This is a genomic window from Indolivaga capnocytophagoides, from assembly GCF_036511535.1.
Taxonomy (GTDB): domain Bacteria; phylum Bacteroidota; class Bacteroidia; order Bacteroidales; family Dysgonomonadaceae; genus Dysgonomonas_A; species Dysgonomonas_A capnocytophagoides.
In genome coordinates this window covers 902,389-925,399 of record NZ_AP028867.1, presented here as the reverse complement: position 1 = coordinate 925,399, position 23,011 = coordinate 902,389, and the positions used below count along the sequence as shown (strand labels likewise).

The 23,011-nt window shown below is 35.5% G+C and carries 17 protein-coding genes and 1 riboswitch; of the genes, 14 read left to right on the top strand and 3 right to left on the bottom strand.

Features of this window, described 5'->3' with window-relative positions; translation table 11 throughout:
* The first annotated feature begins 293 nt into the window (after nucleotides 1-293).
* The 3 genes from AABJ51_RS03970 (at nucleotide 294) to AABJ51_RS03960 (ending at nucleotide 2,605) form a co-directional block, all read left to right on the top strand.
* The gene (locus AABJ51_RS03970) at nucleotides 294-779 is read left to right on the top strand and encodes a helix-turn-helix domain-containing protein (RefSeq protein WP_134435220.1); all 486 of its coding nucleotides are present in this window, start codon (nucleotides 294-296) and stop codon (nucleotides 777-779) included.
* Between the two features lie 147 nt (nucleotides 780-926).
* Nucleotides 927-1,706 (top strand): dihydroorotate dehydrogenase electron transfer subunit, encoded by a 780-nt coding sequence (locus AABJ51_RS03965; protein ID WP_338374484.1) that lies wholly within the window; start codon nucleotides 927-929, stop codon nucleotides 1,704-1,706.
* Entirely contained in the window at nucleotides 1,694-2,605 is a 912-nt protein-coding gene (locus AABJ51_RS03960) for a dihydroorotate dehydrogenase (RefSeq protein ID WP_338374483.1), read from the top strand. Before AABJ51_RS03965 ends, AABJ51_RS03960 begins: the two co-directional genes overlap by 13 nt.
* 62 nt (nucleotides 2,606-2,667) lie before the next feature.
* On the opposite strand, the gene AABJ51_RS03955 is transcribed toward AABJ51_RS03960, so the two are convergent.
* Nucleotides 2,668-3,303, bottom strand: a complete 636-nt coding sequence (locus AABJ51_RS03955; protein ID WP_338374482.1) for a SagB/ThcOx family dehydrogenase — start codon at nucleotides 3,301-3,303, stop codon at nucleotides 2,668-2,670.
* A 244-nt stretch (nucleotides 3,304-3,547) separates the two neighbouring features.
* On the opposite strand from AABJ51_RS03955, the gene AABJ51_RS03950 reads away from it, so the two are divergent.
* From AABJ51_RS03950 to AABJ51_RS03900, 11 genes are all read left to right on the top strand, one after another.
* Nucleotides 3,548-4,744: a lipoprotein N-acyltransferase Lnb domain-containing protein gene (locus tag AABJ51_RS03950; protein WP_338374480.1), complete on the top strand. Its 1,197-nt coding sequence runs from the start codon at nucleotides 3,548-3,550 to the stop codon at nucleotides 4,742-4,744.
* Between the two features lie 135 nt (nucleotides 4,745-4,879).
* A complete protein-coding gene (locus AABJ51_RS03945) occupies nucleotides 4,880-6,466 on the top strand; it encodes an alkaline phosphatase family protein (RefSeq protein WP_338374478.1) in 1,587 nt (528 codons plus the stop codon).
* 76 nt (nucleotides 6,467-6,542) lie between these two features.
* Nucleotides 6,543-9,842 (top strand): preprotein translocase subunit SecA, encoded by a 3,300-nt coding sequence (gene secA / locus AABJ51_RS03940; RefSeq protein WP_338374477.1) that lies wholly within the window; start codon nucleotides 6,543-6,545, stop codon nucleotides 9,840-9,842.
* 219 nt (nucleotides 9,843-10,061) lie between these two features.
* The gene (gene gyrA, locus AABJ51_RS03935; RefSeq protein ID WP_026625174.1) at nucleotides 10,062-12,632 is read left to right on the top strand and encodes a DNA gyrase subunit A; all 2,571 of its coding nucleotides are present in this window, start codon (nucleotides 10,062-10,064) and stop codon (nucleotides 12,630-12,632) included.
* A 27-nt stretch (nucleotides 12,633-12,659) separates the two neighbouring features.
* A complete protein-coding gene (locus AABJ51_RS03930; protein ID WP_338374476.1) occupies nucleotides 12,660-13,955 on the top strand; it encodes a tetratricopeptide repeat protein in 1,296 nt (431 codons plus the stop codon).
* A 407-nt stretch (nucleotides 13,956-14,362) separates the two neighbouring features.
* On the top strand, nucleotides 14,363-14,938 hold the full coding sequence (locus AABJ51_RS03925; RefSeq protein ID WP_026625172.1) for a superoxide dismutase: 576 nt from the start codon (nucleotides 14,363-14,365) through the stop codon (nucleotides 14,936-14,938).
* A 374-nt stretch (nucleotides 14,939-15,312) separates the two neighbouring features.
* Nucleotides 15,313-15,405, top strand: a riboswitch (TPP riboswitch).
* Between the two features lie 112 nt (nucleotides 15,406-15,517).
* The gene (locus AABJ51_RS03920) at nucleotides 15,518-17,728 is read left to right on the top strand and encodes a TonB-dependent receptor (RefSeq protein WP_338374475.1); all 2,211 of its coding nucleotides are present in this window, start codon (nucleotides 15,518-15,520) and stop codon (nucleotides 17,726-17,728) included.
* Between the two features lie 10 nt (nucleotides 17,729-17,738).
* The gene (gene pnuC / locus AABJ51_RS03915) at nucleotides 17,739-18,338 is read left to right on the top strand and encodes a nicotinamide riboside transporter PnuC (protein ID WP_338374474.1); all 600 of its coding nucleotides are present in this window, start codon (nucleotides 17,739-17,741) and stop codon (nucleotides 18,336-18,338) included.
* On the top strand, nucleotides 18,335-18,979 hold the full coding sequence (locus tag AABJ51_RS03910; protein ID WP_338374473.1) for a thiamine diphosphokinase: 645 nt from the start codon (nucleotides 18,335-18,337) through the stop codon (nucleotides 18,977-18,979). Before pnuC ends, AABJ51_RS03910 begins: the two co-directional genes overlap by 4 nt.
* Before the next feature lie 136 nt (nucleotides 18,980-19,115).
* A complete protein-coding gene (locus tag AABJ51_RS03905) occupies nucleotides 19,116-19,787 on the top strand; it encodes a DedA family protein (RefSeq protein ID WP_026625168.1) in 672 nt (223 codons plus the stop codon).
* A gap of 217 nt (nucleotides 19,788-20,004) precedes the next feature.
* On the top strand, nucleotides 20,005-21,330 hold the full coding sequence (locus AABJ51_RS03900) for an NAD(P)/FAD-dependent oxidoreductase (RefSeq protein WP_026625167.1): 1,326 nt from the start codon (nucleotides 20,005-20,007) through the stop codon (nucleotides 21,328-21,330).
* A 15-nt stretch (nucleotides 21,331-21,345) separates the two neighbouring features.
* On the opposite strand, the gene AABJ51_RS03895 is transcribed toward AABJ51_RS03900, so the two are convergent.
* A complete protein-coding gene (locus AABJ51_RS03895; RefSeq protein ID WP_338374472.1) occupies nucleotides 21,346-22,164 on the bottom strand; it encodes a glycosyltransferase family 2 protein in 819 nt (272 codons plus the stop codon).
* 2 nt (nucleotides 22,165-22,166) lie between these two features.
* A complete protein-coding gene (locus AABJ51_RS03890; protein ID WP_338374471.1) occupies nucleotides 22,167-23,009 on the bottom strand; it encodes a beta-1,6-N-acetylglucosaminyltransferase in 843 nt (280 codons plus the stop codon).
* Nucleotides 23,010-23,011 lie beyond the last annotated feature (2 nt).

Here is a 23,011-nt window from a genome sequence, read left to right as displayed (position 1 = left end):
TTATTTAATATGATAAAGGCTATATTACTACTATAACCAACATAAGATCAGTATGCAGACACATTAACCATTTTAAACATCTATAAATAAGTATTATAACAATATAATATAAATTAAAACTTTACATAGTATTACATATGTAATTAAATATATTCATATGTATATAGAGATATGTATACACATGAATACATGCTTCGTTACAAAAATATACACAATTTATTTATTTTTGTTGATTATTTGTTTTACATTTGTTGTATACTTATGTGTATTCTTAATTTATACAGAAAAGTAAAATGAAAGATCGGATCAAACAGATAATGGAAACAGAGAATATGACGCCTGCCCGTTTTGCAGATACCTTGCAAATAGGACGTGCTGTAATATCTCATATATTGAATGGACGTAACAATCCTAGTCTCGATGTTATTACACGCATCTTATCTAAAATGCCGGAGATAAATAGTGACTGGCTTTTGACCGGAGCAGGTACAATGTTCAAAAGTGATTATAAGAATAGTTCGGAAGCACATGAGCAAATATCTTCGGCTCTACCGGATCTGTTCGCCCAATTGCCGTCTGACAATTCAGTAAATCCGACTATTTATACGGAAAAGACAGAATATCGCAAGGATACAGAGATTAACGATTTTCCTAAACCCATCCATGAAGTTATTAATGAGCGGATTATATATAAAGAAGCTAAAGAAAAAAAAGTAAAGCAGATAATCATATATTATACTGACAACACATTTGAAACCTTTAATTCTCATCAAAACTGATTTAAGATTTTTTTTTCTGAAAAGCAATAAGTTTTGCTTAACTTTGACACAGCATTTAGTAACCTTACTAAATCTTTGTTGCTACTATGCTTGTCAAAGTAATAAAAAGGTCTTAGACCTTATTCACTATACAAGAATTTTTACTGCATGAAAAAAATGCTCGATTTGGTTGTGACCGAAAACCTTCAGCTCAATCAAACCTATTGTCTCCTCAAACTATCAACAGCAGACGGAGCCTTATTGCCGGATATGAATCCTGGACAATTTGTAGAAGTACATGTATCAGATTCTCCAGCCACATTTTTGAGACGTCCCATTTCTGTAAACTTTATCGACAAAGAAAAGAATGAGCTTTGGCTCTTAGTACAAGTAATCGGAGATGGAACACGACGGATGTCTCAATACAAAAAAAGCGATTTGGTTAATCTTCTATTACCCTTGGGTAATTCATTTTCCATTCCGGATAAAATAACAGGAAAAATATTACTCGTAGGAGGAGGAGTCGGGACGGCGCCCATGCTATATTTAGGTGCTGAACTAAAAAAACGAGGTTATCTCCCTATATTTCTATTAGGAGCTCGTTCTCATAAAGATTTATTACAACTGGATGAATTTGTCAAATATGGTGATGTATATACTACCACAGAGGATGGATCTCATGGAGAAAAAGGTTATGTAATCAACCATTCTATATTGAATAAGGAATCGTTTACTCAAATATATACATGCGGTCCTAAGCCTATGATGATGGCGGTAGCCAATTATGCTCACAAAAATCAGATTGATTGCGAAGTTTCGCTCGAAAATACTATGGCTTGCGGCTTTGGAGTCTGCCTTTGCTGTGTCGAAAACACAACGAAAGGAAACATTTGTGTATGCACAGAAGGACCTGTTTTTAATATAAAAGATTTGAAATGGATAAGCTAAATATACAAATAGGCAATTTGAATCTCAAAAATCCGGTAATGACTGCATCCGGAACATTCGGATACGGAAAAGAATATTCCGATTTTATTGATTTAGGCAAATTAGGCGGTATTTGTGTAAAAGGCACAACCCTTTATGACCGACAAGGAAATGCTTATCCACGGATGGCTGAAACACCTTCGGGAATGCTCAATGCAGTAGGGTTGCAAAATAAAGGTGTCGATTACTTTGTATCACATATATATCCCGAGATCAAAGACTTTGACACTAATATCATTGTAAATGTGTCAGGATCCACCATTGAAGATTACGCAGAATGTGCCGCCCGCTTGTCAGATCTAGACAAAGTACCCGGTATAGAATTAAATATATCATGTCCTAATGTAAAAGAAGGAGGCATGGCATTCGGCACATCAGCTTGTTCTGCTGCCGATGTAGTGAAAGCTGTTAGAAAAGTTTATAATAAAACACTGATTGTTAAGCTTTCGCCAAATGTAACCGATATTACAGAAATAGCAAAAGCGGCTGAAGCAGAAGGTGCAGATTCACTTTCACTCATCAACACTCTACTGGGTATGGCAATAGATATAAATAGGAGAAAGCCCGTACTTTCGACTGTTACAGGAGGACTATCCGGTCCATGCGTAAAACCTGTAGCCCTTCGTATGGTCTGGCAGACTTATAATGCTGTTAAAATACCAATTATAGGTATGGGTGGTATAGCTTCATGGCAAGACGCTATCGAATTTATATTGGCGGGATCATCCGCTATTCAGATCGGGACATATAATTTTATAGATCCAACTATTTCAGAGAAAGTAGTCGATGGTATACAAGGCTATCTCGATCAGCACAACATATCCCATATAAAAGAATTAATCGGAGCATTGGATATATAAATAAAAAAGAGCAATAATTGAATATTGCTCTTTTTTATTTCGGAATATATTACTTAATAACTTTAATCAGCATATGCAGGATCGACTGGCCCTACAGCCTGAACTAAAGTAATCTCTTGTTTATCTGTTAATTTCAAAGCTACAGGAAGATTTTTTCGGCTGAATGAAGCACGTGCAACAGTTCCCAGACCTGCAGAAGTACAATACAGATATACATTTTGAGAAATATATCCGGTATCAAGTAATACTCCATCCCTTCCGGCCTTACTTTTATCCAGATTAGCAACATACACCAAATGCAAAGCCACATCCTTTACATATGGTTGTCTATCCATTGCTAAATGTTCCTTCAAACTTCCTGCAACAACTAACTTTAAAGTGTTTGCTTTAGCATCATAAATATACGCTCCATCTCTTAACAAAACGTAAATATCGAACTCTTGAGCATTACTGGCTGATGGCACAGTACGTTTTTCAGCCCTGTTAAATCCATAAGCAGCCCATAATAAGTTTGATAATGACTGATTATACAGATCTTTATCAACAAATCCTCCGTGATAAGATTTTCTTTCACTTAATACATCCATCAAAGGTTTTCCTCCGGATTTTACAGGAGCTGGCAGATTTATAACTTCTTGTTGTGAATATGCAAATAATCCACAGCTAAATAAGCAGATAACAACTAATAAATGTTTCATATGTCTTTTATTTTTTAATTTTCCGTATACAAAAATACACATTTTAGAATAGTAAGCATACTTTTTATTTCATTTTGATATTTTTTCACTTTTGTCTTAATTTTATTTGTACATTTGAGGACAAAGAGAACTTTTAAGGTCTCAGACCTATTTATTGACTTTGCAGGAATAACAGCAGTCATCTGTTACCGCTAAAAATACGTCATTAAATACTTTCTGTTACTTATAAATCAGCTAAATACACATGTGTAAAAAGTTATTATACTTTTTGATATTTTTAATATCATCAGTTACTATTACAGGACAAAATATTCAATTATCTGACTCCTCCAAAGTCAGTTTATTAACTAATACGCCTTGGGACAAAGAAGTTTATGCGCTTTTCGGGCACACTGCGATACGTATCAACGACCCTTCTGTTTTTTTAGACGTAGTTTTCAATTATGGAATATTCGATTTTGACAGTCCTAACTTTATGTACCGTTTTGTCAAGGGCGAAACTGATTACATGGTTGCTGGATATTCTTTTTCACAATACTTATCCGGTTATAAAAATCGAGGAATTGGCATTACAGAGCAAGTACTAAATCTTACGTTGGATGAAAAGCAACGAATATTGGATGCTTTAGTTACCAACGCCTTACCTGAAAACAGAGTTTACCGCTATAATTATTTTTATGATAATTGCTCGACCCGTCCAAGAGATATTATTGAGAAAAATATAGATGGAACGATTCAATATACAGCAACTAATAAGCTGCAAACATACAGAGACTTAGTTCTCGAATGTGTAAGTGGGCAACCATGGGTTCGATTTGGAATAGATTTGGTAATAGGAGCTGACGCTGATAAAGTAATTTCTGATCATCAGAAAGATTTTATACCATCATATCTGCTACACTCTTACAAGAGTGCTACAATAAAACAAGGCGAAAACATACGCCGCTTGGTTTCTGAAGAAAATTTACTACTAAGCCAAGATAGTGCCGGCACATTCGTATCTCCATCATTCAATACACCGCTATGGTATGGTTTGATATTTTTGCTGTTTACTATTGTTTTTTCTTATATCTCTTATAAAAAGAATTGGGTGATTGCCTCTAAGATATTTGACTTTATTCTTTTCTTCGTAGCAGGCACAGCAGGCTTTATAATCTTCTTTTTGATGTACTTTTCCGTTCATCCTTGTACCAATCCAAATTGGAATTTAGTTTGGCTCAACCCTGTTCAAATAATTGCTGCAATTTTATTTCTAATAAAATTTACATCAAAGTATGTCTACTACTATCATTTTATTAACTTTGCGATCTTAATAGTATTTCTTTTGGCGTGGTTTTTGATACCGCAATACTTAGAAATAGCGTTTATTCCTTATATCCTTGCGTTATGCATAAGATCAGGAATAAATGTATTAAATTACAGAAAGAATAATAACCATTAAGGTCTCAGACCTATTTATTGACTTTATAAGCATAATAGCAACAGCTAGTTATCACTTTAAAATATGTCATTAAATATTTCTGTTACTTAAACTTACAACCCTTTATACATATAAAGTATTAAGGATCGAAATATAATGATAAGAATAATCACTTCACTTGTAGCTGTACTAACAGTTGCATCGATACAATCTCAAACAACTTTGAAGGATACTCCTAAGTTGGTGATTGGCATCACTATTGACCAGTTGCGAGGTGATTATTTGGAACTTTTCAAACATTCATTCTCAGAAAGAGGTTTTAACCGCTTATTAAATGAAGGGCTTGTATATTCAAATATCAGATTTGAGTACCCGAATGTTAATGAAGCATCTTCAATAGCAACTATCTATACCGGAACCAATCCGTTCTATCATGGCATTATAGGAAAAACGAAATTCTCAGCGGACAAAAATACAGAATCCCCTATATTCGAAGATAATTCATTTATAGGGAATTATACCAAAGAAAAATTATCTCCGGCAGCATTACGTGTTTCTACTATTGCCGACGAACTGAAGTTTGCCTCACAAAACAAATCTGAAATATATGCATTTGCACCAAACTCATTTCAAGCAATAATTTCAGGTGGGCATCAGGCTAATGGTGTTTATTGGATTGAGGATTATACTGGCAAATGGGCTACATCTACCTTTTATAAAGATTTCCATTGGACTGTTGACCAGCAAAATAGAAACGGAATATTCTCCAATCATCCTGAAAGTTTACGATGGCAACTACTTTTAGGTGCTGAGAAATACAATACTTCACCTTATGGCGGAGATTTTAAATATTTGGATTATATATGGAAAACAAACTCAACTAATTTATACAGTCAACTAAAAGAAACTCCGTTTGCTAACGAAAATACAACAAAAACGGCTATAGACTTAATGCTAAAAACGGATATGGGAAAGCATTCTTATCCCGATTTTTTAGCAATCACTTATTATGCCGGAAATTATACAGCTGCAAATAGTCTTGATTATTCAGTTGAGCAACAAGATATTTACATTAGATTAGATAAAGATATAGCGTCTTTACTTGACCAGATAGAGAAAACCGTAGGATTACAAAATACACTTATATTCGTCACATCCACAGGATATTACAATTCAAATTATATTATAACAGAAACATCAAAACAATCAACAGGGGTATTCTATACCAATCGTTGCGAGGCTTTGTTGAATATGTATCTAATGGCGGTTTACGGCAAAGAACAATGGGTTGAGAGATATCATGATCAGCAGATATATCTGAACCGTAAGCTAATAGAAAGCAAAAATATCAATCTGAAAGAGATTCAGGATAAAGCGGCTGAATTTGTAATACAATTCACAGGAGTTCAGGATGCGACTACATCATTGAGACTTTTAAGTGGTGAGACTAATCTGAATATGTCTTCTTATAGAAATATGCTTGACAAGACATTATCCGGAGATATCATTGTCGAAATTCAACCCGGATATCAGATTGTGGATGAGAAGAATCCTACACAACAAACTCAAATACAAAGAGAGGCTGCGATCGTTGCTCCGGTTATTTTCTGGGGATACAATATTAAGCCGGAAAAAATAAAAAGGACAGTTAAGGCTACAGAAATAGCACCAACAATATCTAAAGTATTGCGAATTCGTTCTCCAAATGCGGCAAAAGATCAACCTTTACCCGAATTTATGTGAAAAGAAGCATAATAATTCAATTGTTTTAAGCATAAAAAGAATTAATCACAAAAGGAAATAATAACAAACTAATAATATGGGATTTAATGACATTTTGTCCAAAATATTTGGAAATAAAGCGAATCGAGATGCAAAGCAGATAAATCCGTATGTCGAAAAAATAAAAGCGGCATATCCTGCGATAGAAGCTCTTTCGAATGATGAATTAAGAGCAAAAACCATTCAGTTAAAGCAAACAATCAATGACCATGTTGCAACTGAAAAGAATAAAATTAAAGAATTGAAAGCCGGTATCGAAGAAATCGATATTGATCAAAGAGAAGAAATTTGGGCTCAAATAGATAAGCTTGAAAAAGAAATTACAGAAAAGCTTGAAGTTGTATTGGAGCAAATTATGCCCGAAGCTTTCTCAATTGTAAAGGATACAGCGCGCCGTTTTACACAAAACGAAGAAATAATTGTAACCGCTACAGACTTCGATCGTCAGTTAGCACAAACAAAAGACTTTGTCAGAATAGAAGGAGATAAAGCCATCTATCTGAATCATTGGGTTGCCGGAGGTAATGAAATTACCTGGGATATGATCCACTATGATGTTCAGCTGTTTGGAGGGGTTGTTCTTCACAAAGGAAAAATAGCCGAAATGGCAACAGGCGAAGGTAAAACTCTTGTAGGTACACTACCTGTATTTCTTAATGCTTTAACAGGAAACGGAGTACATGTTGTAACTGTAAATGATTATCTGGCTCGCCGTGACTCTGAATGGATGGGACCGTTGTATATGTTCAACGGCTTGTCTGTAGAATGTATCGATAATTATCAACCCAACTCAGAAGGCAGGCGTAAAGCATATCAGGCTGATATTACTTTCGGTACTAATAATGAATTCGGATTCGACTACCTTCGTGACAATATGGCAGTAAGTCCTTCGGATTTAGTACAACGTAAACATAACTATGCGATTGTCGACGAGGTTGACTCTGTATTGATTGATGATGCCCGAACTCCTCTTATCATCTCCGGACCAATACCAAAAGGTGAAGAGCAGATGTTTGATGAATTTCGTCCTCGTGTCGAAATTATTGTGAAAGCTCAGAGAGACCTATGTACTAAACTTTTGGCTGAAGCTAAATCAAAGATGGCTTCTTCAGATTCGAAAGAACAAGAAGAAGGTTCATTACTTCTATACAGATCATTCAAGGGGCTTCCTAAAAATAAGCCACTTATCAAGTTCTTAAGTGAGCCCGGTATTAAATCATCTATGCTCAAAACAGAAGAACAGTATATGGCTGAACAAATGCGTAATATGCACATTGTTACAGACGATCTGTATTTTGTCATCGATGAAAAGAACAACAGTATAGAACTTACAGATAAAGGTATTGATTTGTTATCTGGAAATTATGACGATCCTAAGTTCTTTGTAATGCCTGACATCGGTGCTTTAATGGCCGAAATAGAAAATGCACCAGTTTCGGATGAAGAAAAAGCTGAAAAGAAAGATGAACTGATGCAGAACTACTCTGTTAAATCAGAAAGATTACATACAGTTAATCAACTACTTAAAGCATATACATTGTTTGAAAAAGACGATGAATATGTTGTTATTGATAACAAAGTAATGATTGTAGACGAACAGACCGGTCGTATTATGGACGGTCGTCGTTACTCTGATGGACTTCACCAAGCTATTGAAGCAAAGGAACATGTAAAAGTAGAAGCTGCTACACAGACATTTGCTACAATTACCCTTCAAAACTATTTCCGTATGTACAACAAACTTGCGGGTATGACGGGTACAGCAGAAACCGAAGCAGGTGAATTATGGGACATCTACAAATTGGATGTTGTTGTTATTCCTACTAACCGTCCTATATCACGTAAAGATATGAATGATCGTATCTATAAAACCAAACGTGAAAAATATGCAGCGGTAATCAATGAAGTAGAAGAATTAATCTCTCAGGGACGCCCCGTATTGGTAGGTACTACTTCGGTAGAAATTTCGGAATTATTAAGCAGAATGCTTACCCAGCGTAAGATCAAACATAATGTACTGAATGCCAAGTTACACCAGAAAGAGGCAGAAATAGTTGCTCTTGCAGGTCAGACAGGAATGGTAACCATTGCAACTAACATGGCTGGTCGTGGTACAGACATCAAGCTATCAGCAGAGGTTAAAGCTGCTGGAGGTCTTGCAATTATTGGTACAGAAAGACATGAGTCTCGACGTGTTGACCGCCAGTTGCGTGGTCGTGCAGGACGTCAGGGGGATCCGGGGTCATCTGTATTCTTTGTTTCTCTCGAAGACCAGTTGATGCGTTTGTTCGCAACAGAACGTATTGCCGGCTTGATGGATAAAATGGGATTCAAAGAAGGAGAAGTGCTTGAACACAATATGTTAAGTAAGTCTGTCGAACGTGCTCAGAAAAAAGTAGAAGAAAACAACTTCGGTATACGTAAGCGTCTTTTGGAATATGATGATGTAATGAACTCTCAGCGTGAAGTTATTTACAAACGTCGCCGCCATGCTCTTATGGGAGAACGTATCGGTATCGATATTATAAATATGCTTTATGATTCGGCTGTAGCAATTACAGATCAGTATGTTGATGCTCAAGATTATGAAGGACTGAAAATCGAATTACTGAGAGTATTGGCTATTGAATGTCCGATCAAAGAAGACGAATTCAGATCAATGAAACCCGAAAAAGTTGGAGATATAGTATATGAATATGCTATCAAAAACTTCAAACAAAGAATGGACAGATTGGCAGAGATTGCAAATCCTGTTATCAAAGATGTATACGAAAACCAAGGTCAAAGTTTCGAGAATATCCTTATTCCAATTACAGACGGCAAAAGAGTGTACAATATAACCTGCAATCTGAAAGAAGCATACGAAACAGGCTCTCAGGGTGTAATCAGGTCTTTTGAAAAATCGATTCTTCTTCATACTATTGACGAACAATGGAAAGAGCATCTAAGAGAAATGGACGAACTCCGTCATTCTGTGCAGAATGCCAGCTATGAGCAAAAGGATCCTTTGTTGATTTATAAGTTGGAGTCTTTCAATCTGTTTAAGACAATGGTTGATACACTGAATAAAAAAGCTGTAGCAATCTTAATGAGAGGACAGATACCTGTACGTCAGCCTGAACAAGTAAAAGAAGCAGCTCCTGAAGAAAAAACTGATTTCAGCAAATATAAAACTCAAAAAGAAGATGCTGATGAAAGTGGAAAACCTTCTCAAACGGAAGAAAATAAGCCCAAACAAGCTCCTATAAGAGTAGAAAAAAAATTAGGAAGAAATGATCCTTGTTTCTGTGGCAGTGGCAAAAAATACAAAAATTGCCATGGAAAAGATGAATTCTAAGGAGTAAATATCACCTTAACCCACAATATAGCTCTATCTGTTTGATTAAAAACAAGATAGAGCTATTTTTTTTGATAGAGAATACCAGTCCCGGATAACGTTACTTTGTCTTAAAATATTTCACAAATCGAAAGAAAATTCGTAACTTAGCATGATTTTTCACGCTTAATAAGCTAGTTAGGATAAACAAAATTTAATGTTAACATATCTTTAAAGATAATGACAGATCAGGAAGACAGAATTATTAAAATCAACATCGAGGATGAAATGAAATCGGCATACATTGACTATTCAATGTCTGTTATTGTATCAAGAGCATTACCCGATGTTAGAGATGGTTTTAAACCTGTACACCGCCGTATTCTGTTCGGGATGAGTGAACTAGGTAATACATCAAATAAACCTTATAAGAAATCAGCCAGAATTGTTGGGGAAGTACTAGGTAAGTATCACCCACACGGAGACTCATCCGTATATTTTGCAATGGTACGTATGGCTCAAGAATGGAGTCTGAGATATTTATTGGTTGATGGACAAGGAAATATGGGTAGTGTCGATGGAGACAGCCCCGCAGCGATGCGTTATACAGAAGCACGCCTTAGCAAATTGGCGGAGGAAATGCTGAAAGACATCGAAAAAGATACTGTAGATATGCAGTTGAACTTCGATGATACATTAAAAGAACCAACTGTTCTTCCTACACGTATTCCAAACTTATTGATCAACGGAGCTTCGGGTATTGCGGTTGGTATGGCTACAAATATGCCGCCACACAATATGACCGAAATAATCAATGGGACAATTGCTTATATCGAAAATAGAGATATTGATGTAGATGGACTGATGCAGTATGTTATTGCACCGGACTTTCCCGGAGGAGGATTCATTTATGGATATCAAGGTGTTCGTGATGCATTCGAAACAGGACGAGGACGTGTTGTAATGCGTGGTCGTGCCGAAATAGAGATGGATGGCAATCACGAAAAAATCGTTATAACAGAAATTCCATACCTTGTAAATAAAGCCGAACTTATCAAACATATCGCCGAACTTGTTGGCGATAAAAAAATAGAAGGAATCAGCAATGTAAACGACGAATCAGACCGTACTGGTATGCGCATTGTTGTTGATATAAAACGTGATGCCAATGGTAATGTCGTTTTAAATAAACTATTTAAACTTACTGCTTTACAAAGTTCTTTCAGTGTTAACAATATTGCTTTGGTAAAAGGACGTCCGCGTACTTTGAACCTGAAAGAGATGATTGCTTATTTTGTAGAACACCGTCATGATGTTGTTATCAGACGTACTAAATTCGATCTGCAAAAGGCTGAAGAACGTGCTCACATTCTGGAAGGTTTGATTATTGCATCAGATAATATTGACGAAGTTATTGCTATTATCAGAGGTTCGAAATCGCCTCAGGATGCAATTGATGGACTTATCAAACGATTTGAACTGACAGAAATACAGGCTCGTGCGATTGTAGAAATGCGTCTGCGTCAGTTGACCGGACTTGAGCAGGATAAATTACACGCAGAATACGAAGATGTACAAAAATTGATTGCTTATCTGAAAGAAATTCTTGAAAATGAAGAACTTTGTATGAAAGTAATCAAAGACGAGCTAATTGAGATTAGAGATAAATATGGTGATGTCCGTCGTACAGAAGTCGTTTATTCCGATGTGGAAATGAATCCTGAAGATTTCTATGCTGATGATGAGATGATTATAACCATATCTCATATGGGATATATCAAACGTACTCCTTTAACCGAGTTCAGAGCTCAACACAGAGGAGGTGTGGGGGTTAAAGCTTCGGAAACCAGGGATGCAGACTTTGTAGAATACATCTATCCTGCTTCTATGCACAATTATATGCTGTTCTTTACACAAAAAGGACGTTGCTACTGGTTGCGTGTATTTGATATTCCAGAAGGAAGTAAAAATGCAAAAGGCAGGGCTATTCAGAACTTGTTGAATATTGAAGCGGATGATAAAGTGAATGCATTTATCAAAGTAATGGGATTAAATGATCCAGACTTTGTGAATAACCACTTCCTTGTATTCTGTACAAAACAAGGTGTTATCAAGAAAACCAGACTTGTATCGTACTCTCGCCCTCGTCAAAATGGAGTGAATGCAATAACCATTCGTGAAGACGATAAAGTTATAGAAGTACTTCTTACTGATGGAAATAGCGAAATACTTATGGCCAACCGTAAAGGTCGGGCTATCCGTTTTCATGAATCTGATGTTCGCGAAATGGGACGTACTGCAACCGGAGTTAGAGGTATGCGCATAGAAGAAGACGGCTCGGATGAAGTTATCGGAATGATAGCGATGTCAAAAGATACTCAGGACGAAACTATCATGGTTGTATCAGAATTAGGATTTGGTAAACGTACCAGATTAAATGATGAAGACGGTGAGCCAGTTTATCGTATAACCAGCAGGGGGGGTAAAGGGGTTAAAACCATGAACATCACTGATAAAACAGGACAATTGGTATCTATCAGTAATGTAACGGACGAAAACGATCTGATGATTATTAACAAGTCGGGAATTACTATTCGTGTCAAAGTTGCAGATCTTCGTATAATGGGACGTGCTACTCAAGGTGTCAAACTTATAAATCTGGGTAAAAGAAACGACCAGATAGCATCTGTATGTAAAGTATTGTCTGAAAAAGAAGAAGACGAAGAAATTGAAAATATCGAACTATCCGAAAATCCGGATGTTATAAACAATAATGAAGTTTCGGATGACGAAACTAAATCTGAGGAATAAATAATTGCAAACAAAATTTAATAACAGATGAAGAAAATACTTTTATCAGCAGGATTATGTATGCTCGTTACACTTTCATTTGCTCAGAAGAAAGCGGTGAAAGATGCGAAAGGAGCAATGAATTCTAAAAATTACAGTGAGGCTCGTGATTTAATAAAGCCGGCTCTGACCAATCCTGAAACACAGAATGATCCTGAAACATGGAAACTGGCTGGAGATATTGAAAACAAGCAGTTTGAAGCTGAAAACATGAAACAAATGCTACAGCAGCAACCTGATGAAAAAACAATGTATACTGCTCTTTTTGCAACATATGATCCATATGTAAAAGCTGATGAATTGGGTCAATTACCTGATGAGAAAGGCAAGATCAAAAACAAGTACCGCAAAGATATTGCAACTACAATGAGAGCTAATCACCCTTCATTCATCAATGGTGGTGTGTATTACAATAATCAGAAAGAATACTCTAAAGCAGCTGACTTTTTCCAAAAATATTGGGAAATACCTTCTATGGCTGTTTTCGATGATGAGAAAGATAAGATAAATACAAATGACAGTACTTTCCAAACAATCAAGTATTACGCCGTGATTTGTGCGATACAAGCAAGTCAGGGTGGAGATGCTGCAGTTAAGGAAAAAGAAACACAAAGAGCCATTACTCTATTAAATAAGCTTATAAGTGAGCCATTTGTAGCTAACAGCACATACAAAGAAAACGAAGCTTATGAACTTTTAGCAAGTGAATACGAGAGTGTAGGGGATACTGTTAAGTTTATCGAAACCTTAGAAGCTGGAGCTAAAAAATTCCCTGAAAGCAAGTACTTTGTACCTAATCTGATCAATCAGTATATCAAAAAAGGAGAAAGAGATAAAGCCATTGCTTATCTAGATAAAGCTATTGCAGAATCTCCAAGTTCAGCATGTGATATGTATAGTGTAAAAGCGGCATTATATGCTGAAAAACAGGACTATAAAACAGCAGATGACACATACAGTGCTGCTTTATCAAAAGATCCTAATTGCGAAAGAGCATTAGAGGGTCTTGCTGTATCATATATTCTACAAGCTCAGAATTTGAAAGAACAAGCAGGAAATACTTCTATTGCTAAAGACAGAGCTGCATTAGATGATCAGGCTAAAGCTCTTTACAATAAAGCTATTCCTTTGTTAGAAAAATACAAAGAATCATTATTAGCACGTAAAGCTGATGAAGGAGACTTAAAAGCAATGTATGTAAAATTGCAAAACGTCTACTACAATCTGGATATCAACGATAAATACGAAGAAGCCAGCAAAGAATTGGAAAAATATAAATATTAATATTTATAAATAATAAATAAGAATAAAGGTTGCTCACTTGAGTGACCTTTATTTATTTTCACGCAGAATAATAATTATTCTATATAATCAATTCTCAGAGGTTTCATTTTCCACTTCTTTTTTCGTTACATAATTACCATTATGTTTAATTATGTAATTCTTTTAAAATCCAATATTAAGTAACACTCTCGGAATGTGCTATAATTAGAATATCCTATCTCATATTAGAAATAATCTATAAAGAATCAATAGTTATCAATAAACAAATACCAATTATAATTGTTTAATTTGTATATCAAACCTAATAAAAAACGAGTATGACAAGTATAATCTCTTACTTCTTAATAACTTTATTAAGTTTAAATTTATCAAACAATAATAATACTGATAATAAAAATACGAAAGCTATGAAATTTGAATTAATTAAGTTGCCATATGCAACAAATGCACTTGAACCAGTAATCAGTCAACAAACAATCGAATTACACCACGGTAAACACCTTCAAACTTATGTAAATAACCTGAATAATCTTGTTCCCGGAACAAAATACGAGAATATGGATTTGATTTCTATCATAAAAGACTCTGAAGGTGGTGTATTTAATAATGCCGGACAAATCCTTAATCACGAAATATATTTCACATCGTTCAGTCCAAATGGCGGTGGTGAACCTAAAGGCAAATTAGCTGAAGCAATCAATCTTCAATGGGGTTCTTTTGAAAACTTTAAGAAAGAATTCAATGCTGCTGGTGCTGCTGTATTTGGTTCAGGATGGGTATGGTTAGCTAAAGACGGAAGCGGTAAACTTTCGATTGAAAAAGAACCAAACGGAAGCAATCCTGTAGTTAAAGGTCTTACTCCTCTATTAGGATTTGATGTTTGGGAACATGCATACTATCTTGATTATCAAAATCGTCGTGCAGATCACCTTGCCGAACTTTGGAAAATTATCAATTGGGATGTAGTTAGTGCTCGTTATTAATAAGATATTTCCTAAAACCAACAATATAAAAGCTGCCTCTGATAGAAGGCAGCTTTTTATTTTATATACGAATCAGCATTTTGAGTTTTTTATCTATAACTAAAGAGCTCTTTGAATAACCGGAATTAAGAAAATAAAGAAAAGGTAATTGGATAAGAATTACATAAAGTGTATAACCTTTGTCACCTTTTTAGATTTAGAGGAAAGTCAACCCATAAATAGTAAAGTAATAAAAGGTTATTATCCGAATATTGAATATAGAGCGTGTAACTTTTGTAACCTTTTCGCCCCCCTATCCTACCGTCTGTATCATCAGGCTCCTTATTTAACTAAAATCAGATAACTCTTAACTAAAATATAGTTATATTTGCAGCGAAATCTAGGGGTGTCTGCACAAGCAGGCTGAGATTATACCCATATAACCTGATCCGGATAATGCCGGCGTAGGGAAATAGATATGCAAATCGCGCGTAACGCATACTACTTCACAAATAGGTAAAATTCTCTAATATCCCCTTTTTTATTTATTAAGTTGATAAAGCCCAATTTGGTCTTGTCAGAAATTATTTTAATTATTAAATGAAAAAGGAAATTATATCATTATCAGCATTGATGATTACTCTAGTCATGCAAGCTGAAGAATTGCCCGACAGCTTAAAGCAAGTAAATCTGAACGAAATTATAGTATCAGCGACCCGTGTCAACGAACATGCTCCGATTGCGTTCAATAATGTCAGTGCACAAGAGATCAAGGCTAATAATACAGCTAAAAATATACCTTATATCCTTCAAACACTCCCATCTATTGTTGCATATTCAGAAGATGGGTCAGGAGTAGGCAATACATCTTTTAGAATCAGAGGAACGGATGCTACACGCATCAATGTTACACTCAATGGAATGCCTTTGAATAATCCCGAAAGTCAAGAAGTTTATTGGGTCAATATACCCGATTTATCGAATTCGCTCCAAAGCATACAGGTACAGAGAGGTGTAGGATCATCAACCAATGGATCCGGAGCATTCGGAGCAAGTATCTCTCTAAAAACTCAAGGAGCAAGACCTCAGGCATATGGTGAAGCTTCGACCGGTGTCGGCAGTTACAATACTTTTACATCTACCATCGCGGCCGGAACCGGTATTCTGAAAAACGGATTATCTTTTGATGCCCGCTACTCCAGAGTTACCGGAGATGGGTATATAAGGAATGGAAAAGTTAATCACAGATCGGCATATGCATCAGCATCATATTATAACAAGAATCAGTTGTTCAAACTGAGCTACCTCAATGGCATCCAGCATACTGGAATCACATGGGAAGGGATAAGCCCAGAACAATTAAAGACCGATAGGAAATACAATCCAGCTGGAGCTTATTATGATGAAGCCGGAAATGTTCATTATTATGACAATGAAACAGATAACTATTATTCGGATATAATTCAATTTACCTATTCAAATGCTTTATCCGATAAATTATCGTTGAATGTTGGCTTAAGCTACAATCATGGATATGGCTATTATGAAAATTACAAAGCTGATCAGAAGTTCAAAAAATATGGATTAGATCCTCAGTTAGTAAATGACAGTACTTACAAATCATCTGATGTAATCACACGTAAGTTGATGAAAAATAACTTTTACGTAGGTAATTTTACACTGAATTACATTTCCGATAAACTTACTCTGACAGGAGGTGGTAATCTAACATCTTATCAAGGAGATCATTACGGAAAGCTCTTATGGGTTAAATATAACAAAAACATATCCGACAAATATGAATGGTACAGAGGAGATGCCGATAAAAAAGAATTCAGTGTATTCGGCAAAATTACATATAATATTCTCGACAATCTAGCCATTTTCGGAGATATGCAATATAGATATATCAACTACAGGATGTCAGGAATAGATGATGATTTGGAAAATATCACAAATAAGAACTATTACAGTTTCTTCAACCCGAAAGCCGGATTATCTTATTCATTTAATAATAATGAAGTGTACGCATCTTTATCTATCTCAAACAGAGAACCTTTAAGAACAGACATCAAAGAATCGGTCAAAGGAGGAAGTACACAAAAAATTCAACCCGAAAGAATGTTCGATTATGAGCTGGGCTACAGATACTCTTCAGCGATAGCTTCTTTTAATGCCAATTTGTATTACATGAGATATAAAGATCAGATGGTACAAACCGGAAAATTGAATGATGTAGGTTATAAGCTAATGCAGAATGTACCTACAAGCTACCGAATGGGTATAGAGCTGTCTGGAGCTGTACAACCAGCCAACTGGATACGGATAGATGCGAACGTTACGCTAAGTCAGAATAAGATAAAGAACTATACAGCTTATTACGATCTATACAATAATCAGAATGATTATGAATTCGTAAAGCAGACATCTGAATATCTTGGGACAACCAATATTTCATTTTCTCCTAACGTAATCGGTAGCGGTATACTGACAATCACTCCATATAAAGCATTATCTTTGGCTCTTGTTGGCAAGTATGTAGGTAAACAGTATTACGACAATACATCAAATAAGGATAACCGTCTGGCTGACTATTTTGTGAGTAATATTGTTTTAGGATATACTTTCAAGACACAGAAAATCGGAGAGGTAGATCTTCAATTCTCTGTCAACAATATATTGAACAAACGCTATGTTGGCAATGCCTGGGTTGCGACAGATAAATTCGAGGATGGATCTGAAATTGTATATACAGGACTGTATCCACAAGCAACCAGAAATATTATGGCTAAATTGGGAATCCGATTTTAAGAATTTGAGAATGATTATTTTAGAGTTTATAAGACAAAACTGGATAGAAGTTATAGGAGCCATTATCGGGCTCCTATATCTTTATTTTGAATATAAAGCAAATATATGGATGTGGCTAACAGGTATAGCAATGTCTTCGTTCTATACATACGTTTATATTCATGCTACTTTCTATTCATTTGCGTGCATCAATATATATTACATAATAGCTGGTGCATATGGGTGGGTAAAATGGCTAAAATCGGCTAAAAAAGACCAAAATGAAGATATATCGATAGAGTTAAGACACACTCCTACCCGATTATTCTTACCATTGTTCATAATATCCATTGTCACATTTTTGATTATCGCTTACATATCAAAAAATTATACAGACAGCCATGTCGTTTATGGAGATACTTTTATCACCACATTAAGTATAATAGCCATGTGGATGCTGGCACAACGCTATGTTGAACAATGGCTTTTGCTTATTGTTGTAAATATCGTCTCGGTATGTATCTATTTTGGACAGGATCTATATCCAACATCTATTATGTATCTGGTATATAGCATTGTATCGGTATTCGGATACATCAGATGGAGAAATTTAGCAAAAAAAGACAAATGAAATACTTTGAAATGCCTACGGCTTTATCCGAGGCGGATGCGGTTATTTTAGCGAATGGAGATTTTCCTAAGCATGAGGTCCCATTATCTATTCTAAGAAACAGTAATTACCTTGTATGCTGCGATGGAGCCATCAATAAATTAAAGCACACGAATATAGAGCCGCAGGCTATTGTCGGCGACTGTGACTCGCTTGGAGTAGAAAGTAAAGAGCGTTATGCAAAGATTTTGTTCCGCAATCCGGATCAGGAGACCAATGATCTTACCAAAGCGGTAAATTATTGTCTCGAAAAGGGTATGTCTAATCTGATTATACTCGGAGCCACCGGGCAACGTGAGGATCATACATTGGGCAATATAAGCCTTCTACTTGAGTACATGAATGAAGCGACTGTACAGATGATTACCGATTTTGGCGTTTTTATTCCGGTTGACAGCGATTCGAGATTTGAAAGTTTTGCAGGACAACAAGTTTCAATTTTCACTGTCGCTGAAGGAGAAATAACAACTCATAATTTAAAGTACCCGGTACACAAAAGGACTTTTACCAATTGGTGGCAAGGAACATTAAATGAAGCAGAAAGTGACGAATTTTCGATTGAAACAAACGGTAAACTCGTTTTATTCCGGATATTTAAATAAAAGTTACTAAAATGTAATATTCTGGCCGCATCTTGCCAAAGAAATTATCTATATTTGTGATGTGTCTAGGGTTTTATATCTGATCATGACAATTTAGGGAAAAGAATTTAAGTTATTTCAAACAATTATAATTCTCATGGATTTTTTACACAGCGTGTGGATGTTTATCCACGATTTGGTACTTCACACCGGACCTACACTTGATATGTTAGTGAATGAGTATGGAATGTGGTTTTATGCTATTTTATTCTTAATCATTTTCTGTGAAACGGGATTGGTTGTAACACCATTCCTTCCTGGTGATTCTCTACTATTTTTAGCAGGAGCAATAGCTGTCAGACCAGAAAACGATTTACATATCTATTGGCTTGTCCTTATTCTGATAGTAGCTGCAATTATAGGAGATGCTGTCAATTATACGATCGGGCACTTTTTTGGGCAGAAACTGTTCGGAAATCCGAATTCCAGGATATTTAAGCAAGAATATCTTGAGAAAACGAACCAGTTTTATGCAAAACATGGAGGCAAAACCATAATCTTAGCGCGTTTTGTCCCAATCGTAAGAACATTTGCCCCTTTTGTTGCAGGAATGGGAAAAATGAGTTACAAGCACTTTGCCGCTTATAATATCATTGGCGGTATTGCCTGGGTTTTGATATTCTGTACATTGGGAGTACTTGTAGGAGGAATTCCTTGGGTAGAGAAAAACTTAGAAAAGGTAGTTATCATAATTGTAATAGTATCTATCTTACCCGGTGTGTTTGAATTTGTTAAAGCAAAATTAGCAAGCAAAAAAGCCGTGGAATAAACCTGGAAAAATAGAATATTGAAAGGTCTTAGCCATTAAAACCTTTTTTAGATACTCTAAATACCATTGAACTTATATGAATCAAAAATGTTCTATAAGCAAAATGGTATTTTTCTTTTAGCCTTTTCTCTTTTTAGAATTTATCAAGTAAATTATTGGTTATCATTCGAATAATATCATTAAACAAACATTATAGTTAATTTTAGGTTAATTCATTATGGAATATATAGCTAATATACCCGATTCGGGATCAAAGAAAAGAATCGTTATTATCGGCGGTGGCTTTGCAGGATTACAACTGGCTAAGAAAATCGACTCCAACTATTTTCAGATTGTACTGATTGATAAGGTAAACTATCATCAGTTTCAACCTCTGATGTATCAGGTAGCGACTGCCGGGTTAGAACCTAGTTCGATCAGTTATCCTCTGAGAAAAACCTTTCATAAGCGCAAAGATTTCCACTTTAGGACTTGTCTGGCAAAACAGGTTCTCCCTGAGAAAAAAATACTTGAAACCAGTATCGGATCAATCCAATATGATTATCTTGTAATAGCCACAGGATGCGATACAAACTATTTCGGCAATGATAAGCTTAAAGATTCAACATATGCATTGAAGTCTATTTCTGAATCACTACTAGCAAGGAATAGAATATTACTAAGTTTCGAAAAAGCCCTGAGTGCAAGAACTGAAGAAAAAGTAAAAGAGCATCTTACCTTTGTTATTGTAGGAGGTGGTGCTACCGGTGTAGAACTATCCGGAGCCTTAGCTGACATGAAAAAATCAGTTCTTCCTAAAGATTATCCGGAACTCGATTTCAACAAGATGGAAATACATCTGGTTGACGCCTCCCCTCGCCTACTCTTTGCTATGTCTGAAGAAGCATCAGCTAAAGCTGAAGAAACTTTAAAAAAACGAGGGGTAATTATCCACCAAAATATCCCTGTAAAAGATTATAAAGAACCTGTTGTAGAATTAGGTAATGGAACAGAACTTAAATCTCGCAATGTATTCTGGGTTGGAGGTGTAAAAGCAAACAGCCTTGCGGGATTAAATGACGATGCCTATAACAGAGGTCGTTTAGTTGTTGATGAGTACAATGCTGTGGCAGGTCATAACAACATATATTCAATTGGTGACACTTGTCTTCTCTTATCGGATAATTCTCCGAAAGGGCATGGACAAGTTGCTCAGGTCGCTATACAAATGGCTCGTACTTTAGCCAGAAACCTTAACAATGAAGTAAAAGGGCATAATCAAAAAGAGAAGTTTGTTTATAGTGATAAAGGCTCTCTGGCTACAATCGGAAGAAATGCTGCTGTTGCTGATTTATGGAAATTACACTTTGGAGGTACTGTTGCATGGTGGCTATGGCTGTGGGTACATATCCTTTCGATAGTGGGAATGAGAAATAAAGTATCTGTATTTATTGATTGGGTGTGGAGTTATATAACTTATGATGTATCTCTTCGATTACTAATTCGTCCAAAGAAAAATAAGATGTACGATGAATTAGATGATCGGGAACAGAATTACGAATGAATAGTGAAAGGAAAATCAAAATTTGGTTTTCCTTTTTATTTGAATATCATCTTGTTTTAGAATTTTATTTTCTCTCATTCTCTGCCATATATTATCGGGAATAAACATCCTCAGATACTGCCTTAAATAGGCATTTCGCAGATATTTCTTAAAATAAGGAGAATCTTTCAGAGCTCCATATTGAATCTGCATCGCAATAAATTCTTTTGCATGCTTAATTTCATTATTCATACTGAATCCTTCTGACGCATCGTATGAACATACCGTTACGGGAATATGCCTCAGATCATACCCTTCTCTATTCAGTCTCAAAAAGAATTCGGTATCGGCTGCAATCCGATATTTCAGATTAAACCGATTTTTCTTCGCTATATCCGTCCTGACAAAAGCCGCCTGATGCGAGAATGGCATAAAATGATCTCTATCACAATCATAAGCTGGTCGGATATACGAAAAGCTTTTTAAACGGTATTCAGCATCACCATAAACAACGGCATATGAAGAATAATCATTATTTTGCCCGAATATTTCCTGTATTGCATTTTCTGAATAAAAATAATCTCCAGCATTCATAAAATTCACCCACAAACCGCATAGTCGGTCTAATGATTTATTCATAGCATCATAGATTCCTTTATCAGGTTCACTTATCCATAGTGATATTTTATCCTCGTATTTTTTTATTATATCAATTGTTCCATCAGTAGAACCTCCATCTATAATTATATACTCCAAATTATCATAAGTCTGATTAATAACACTTTTAATGGTATCTTCTATAATCGAAACACCATTAAATACAACTGTTACTATCGAAACCCTATCCGTATTCATCTTTAATAACTATTTATTTGATCTAACAAATCTAGCAATTCGATGTCTTTGCCGTCGACTTTACGGGCAAACCACGCATCAGAATCTTTGATCAATGGGAAATCAGATTTTGTTAATATTTTAGGACTTTTCCCATTATCTCCCCAATCAAAATAACGATAAATATTATTAATCATATTGCTTTTCATATTAGAATTTAATAATACCGACTGTATATATAGCTCATCGGCACATCCTGAATGCTGAAAAAATTTCACTATATGAGGGTTTTCATTCGTAAACTTGAGTAAATACCTCACACTATCAAGAGTCAGGCTAAACCAACAAGCACCATAATAGGCTTCTACAAATGGATATTTACGCTTAAAACCTAGCTTTCTGAACAGTTTTTTTACATATTTATTATTCCTTAAATCCCTATTTGGAAGAAAATGCCAATATTCATACCGCTTTTTCATTAATAAAGACCAATTGTCATTACCTAATTTATAATAACTGATAAAGTTATTAGCCGCTTTATCCCGATGCTTTTGGACAATATCATTAATAGGTAATACGGGATAATCCTGCCCGCTAATGAACAATATATGAGAATAATTTTGTTCGGATGATAGAATTTCTGAAAAAGAATTCAATATCTGTTGTACCTGAGAAAATCTCCCCCATACCACTTCTACCCTATTTTTCAAGAAAATAGCTTCACGAATCAGATCTTTGTAGGGCACAATATCGGCCTTACCATCTACATTGATATAGATATCAACGTCATCGCAAAGCAGACGTGAAACCAGACGAGCGACTTGCTTAGGGTTAGTATGAGCATGTATCAACAAGGCTATTTTCATAA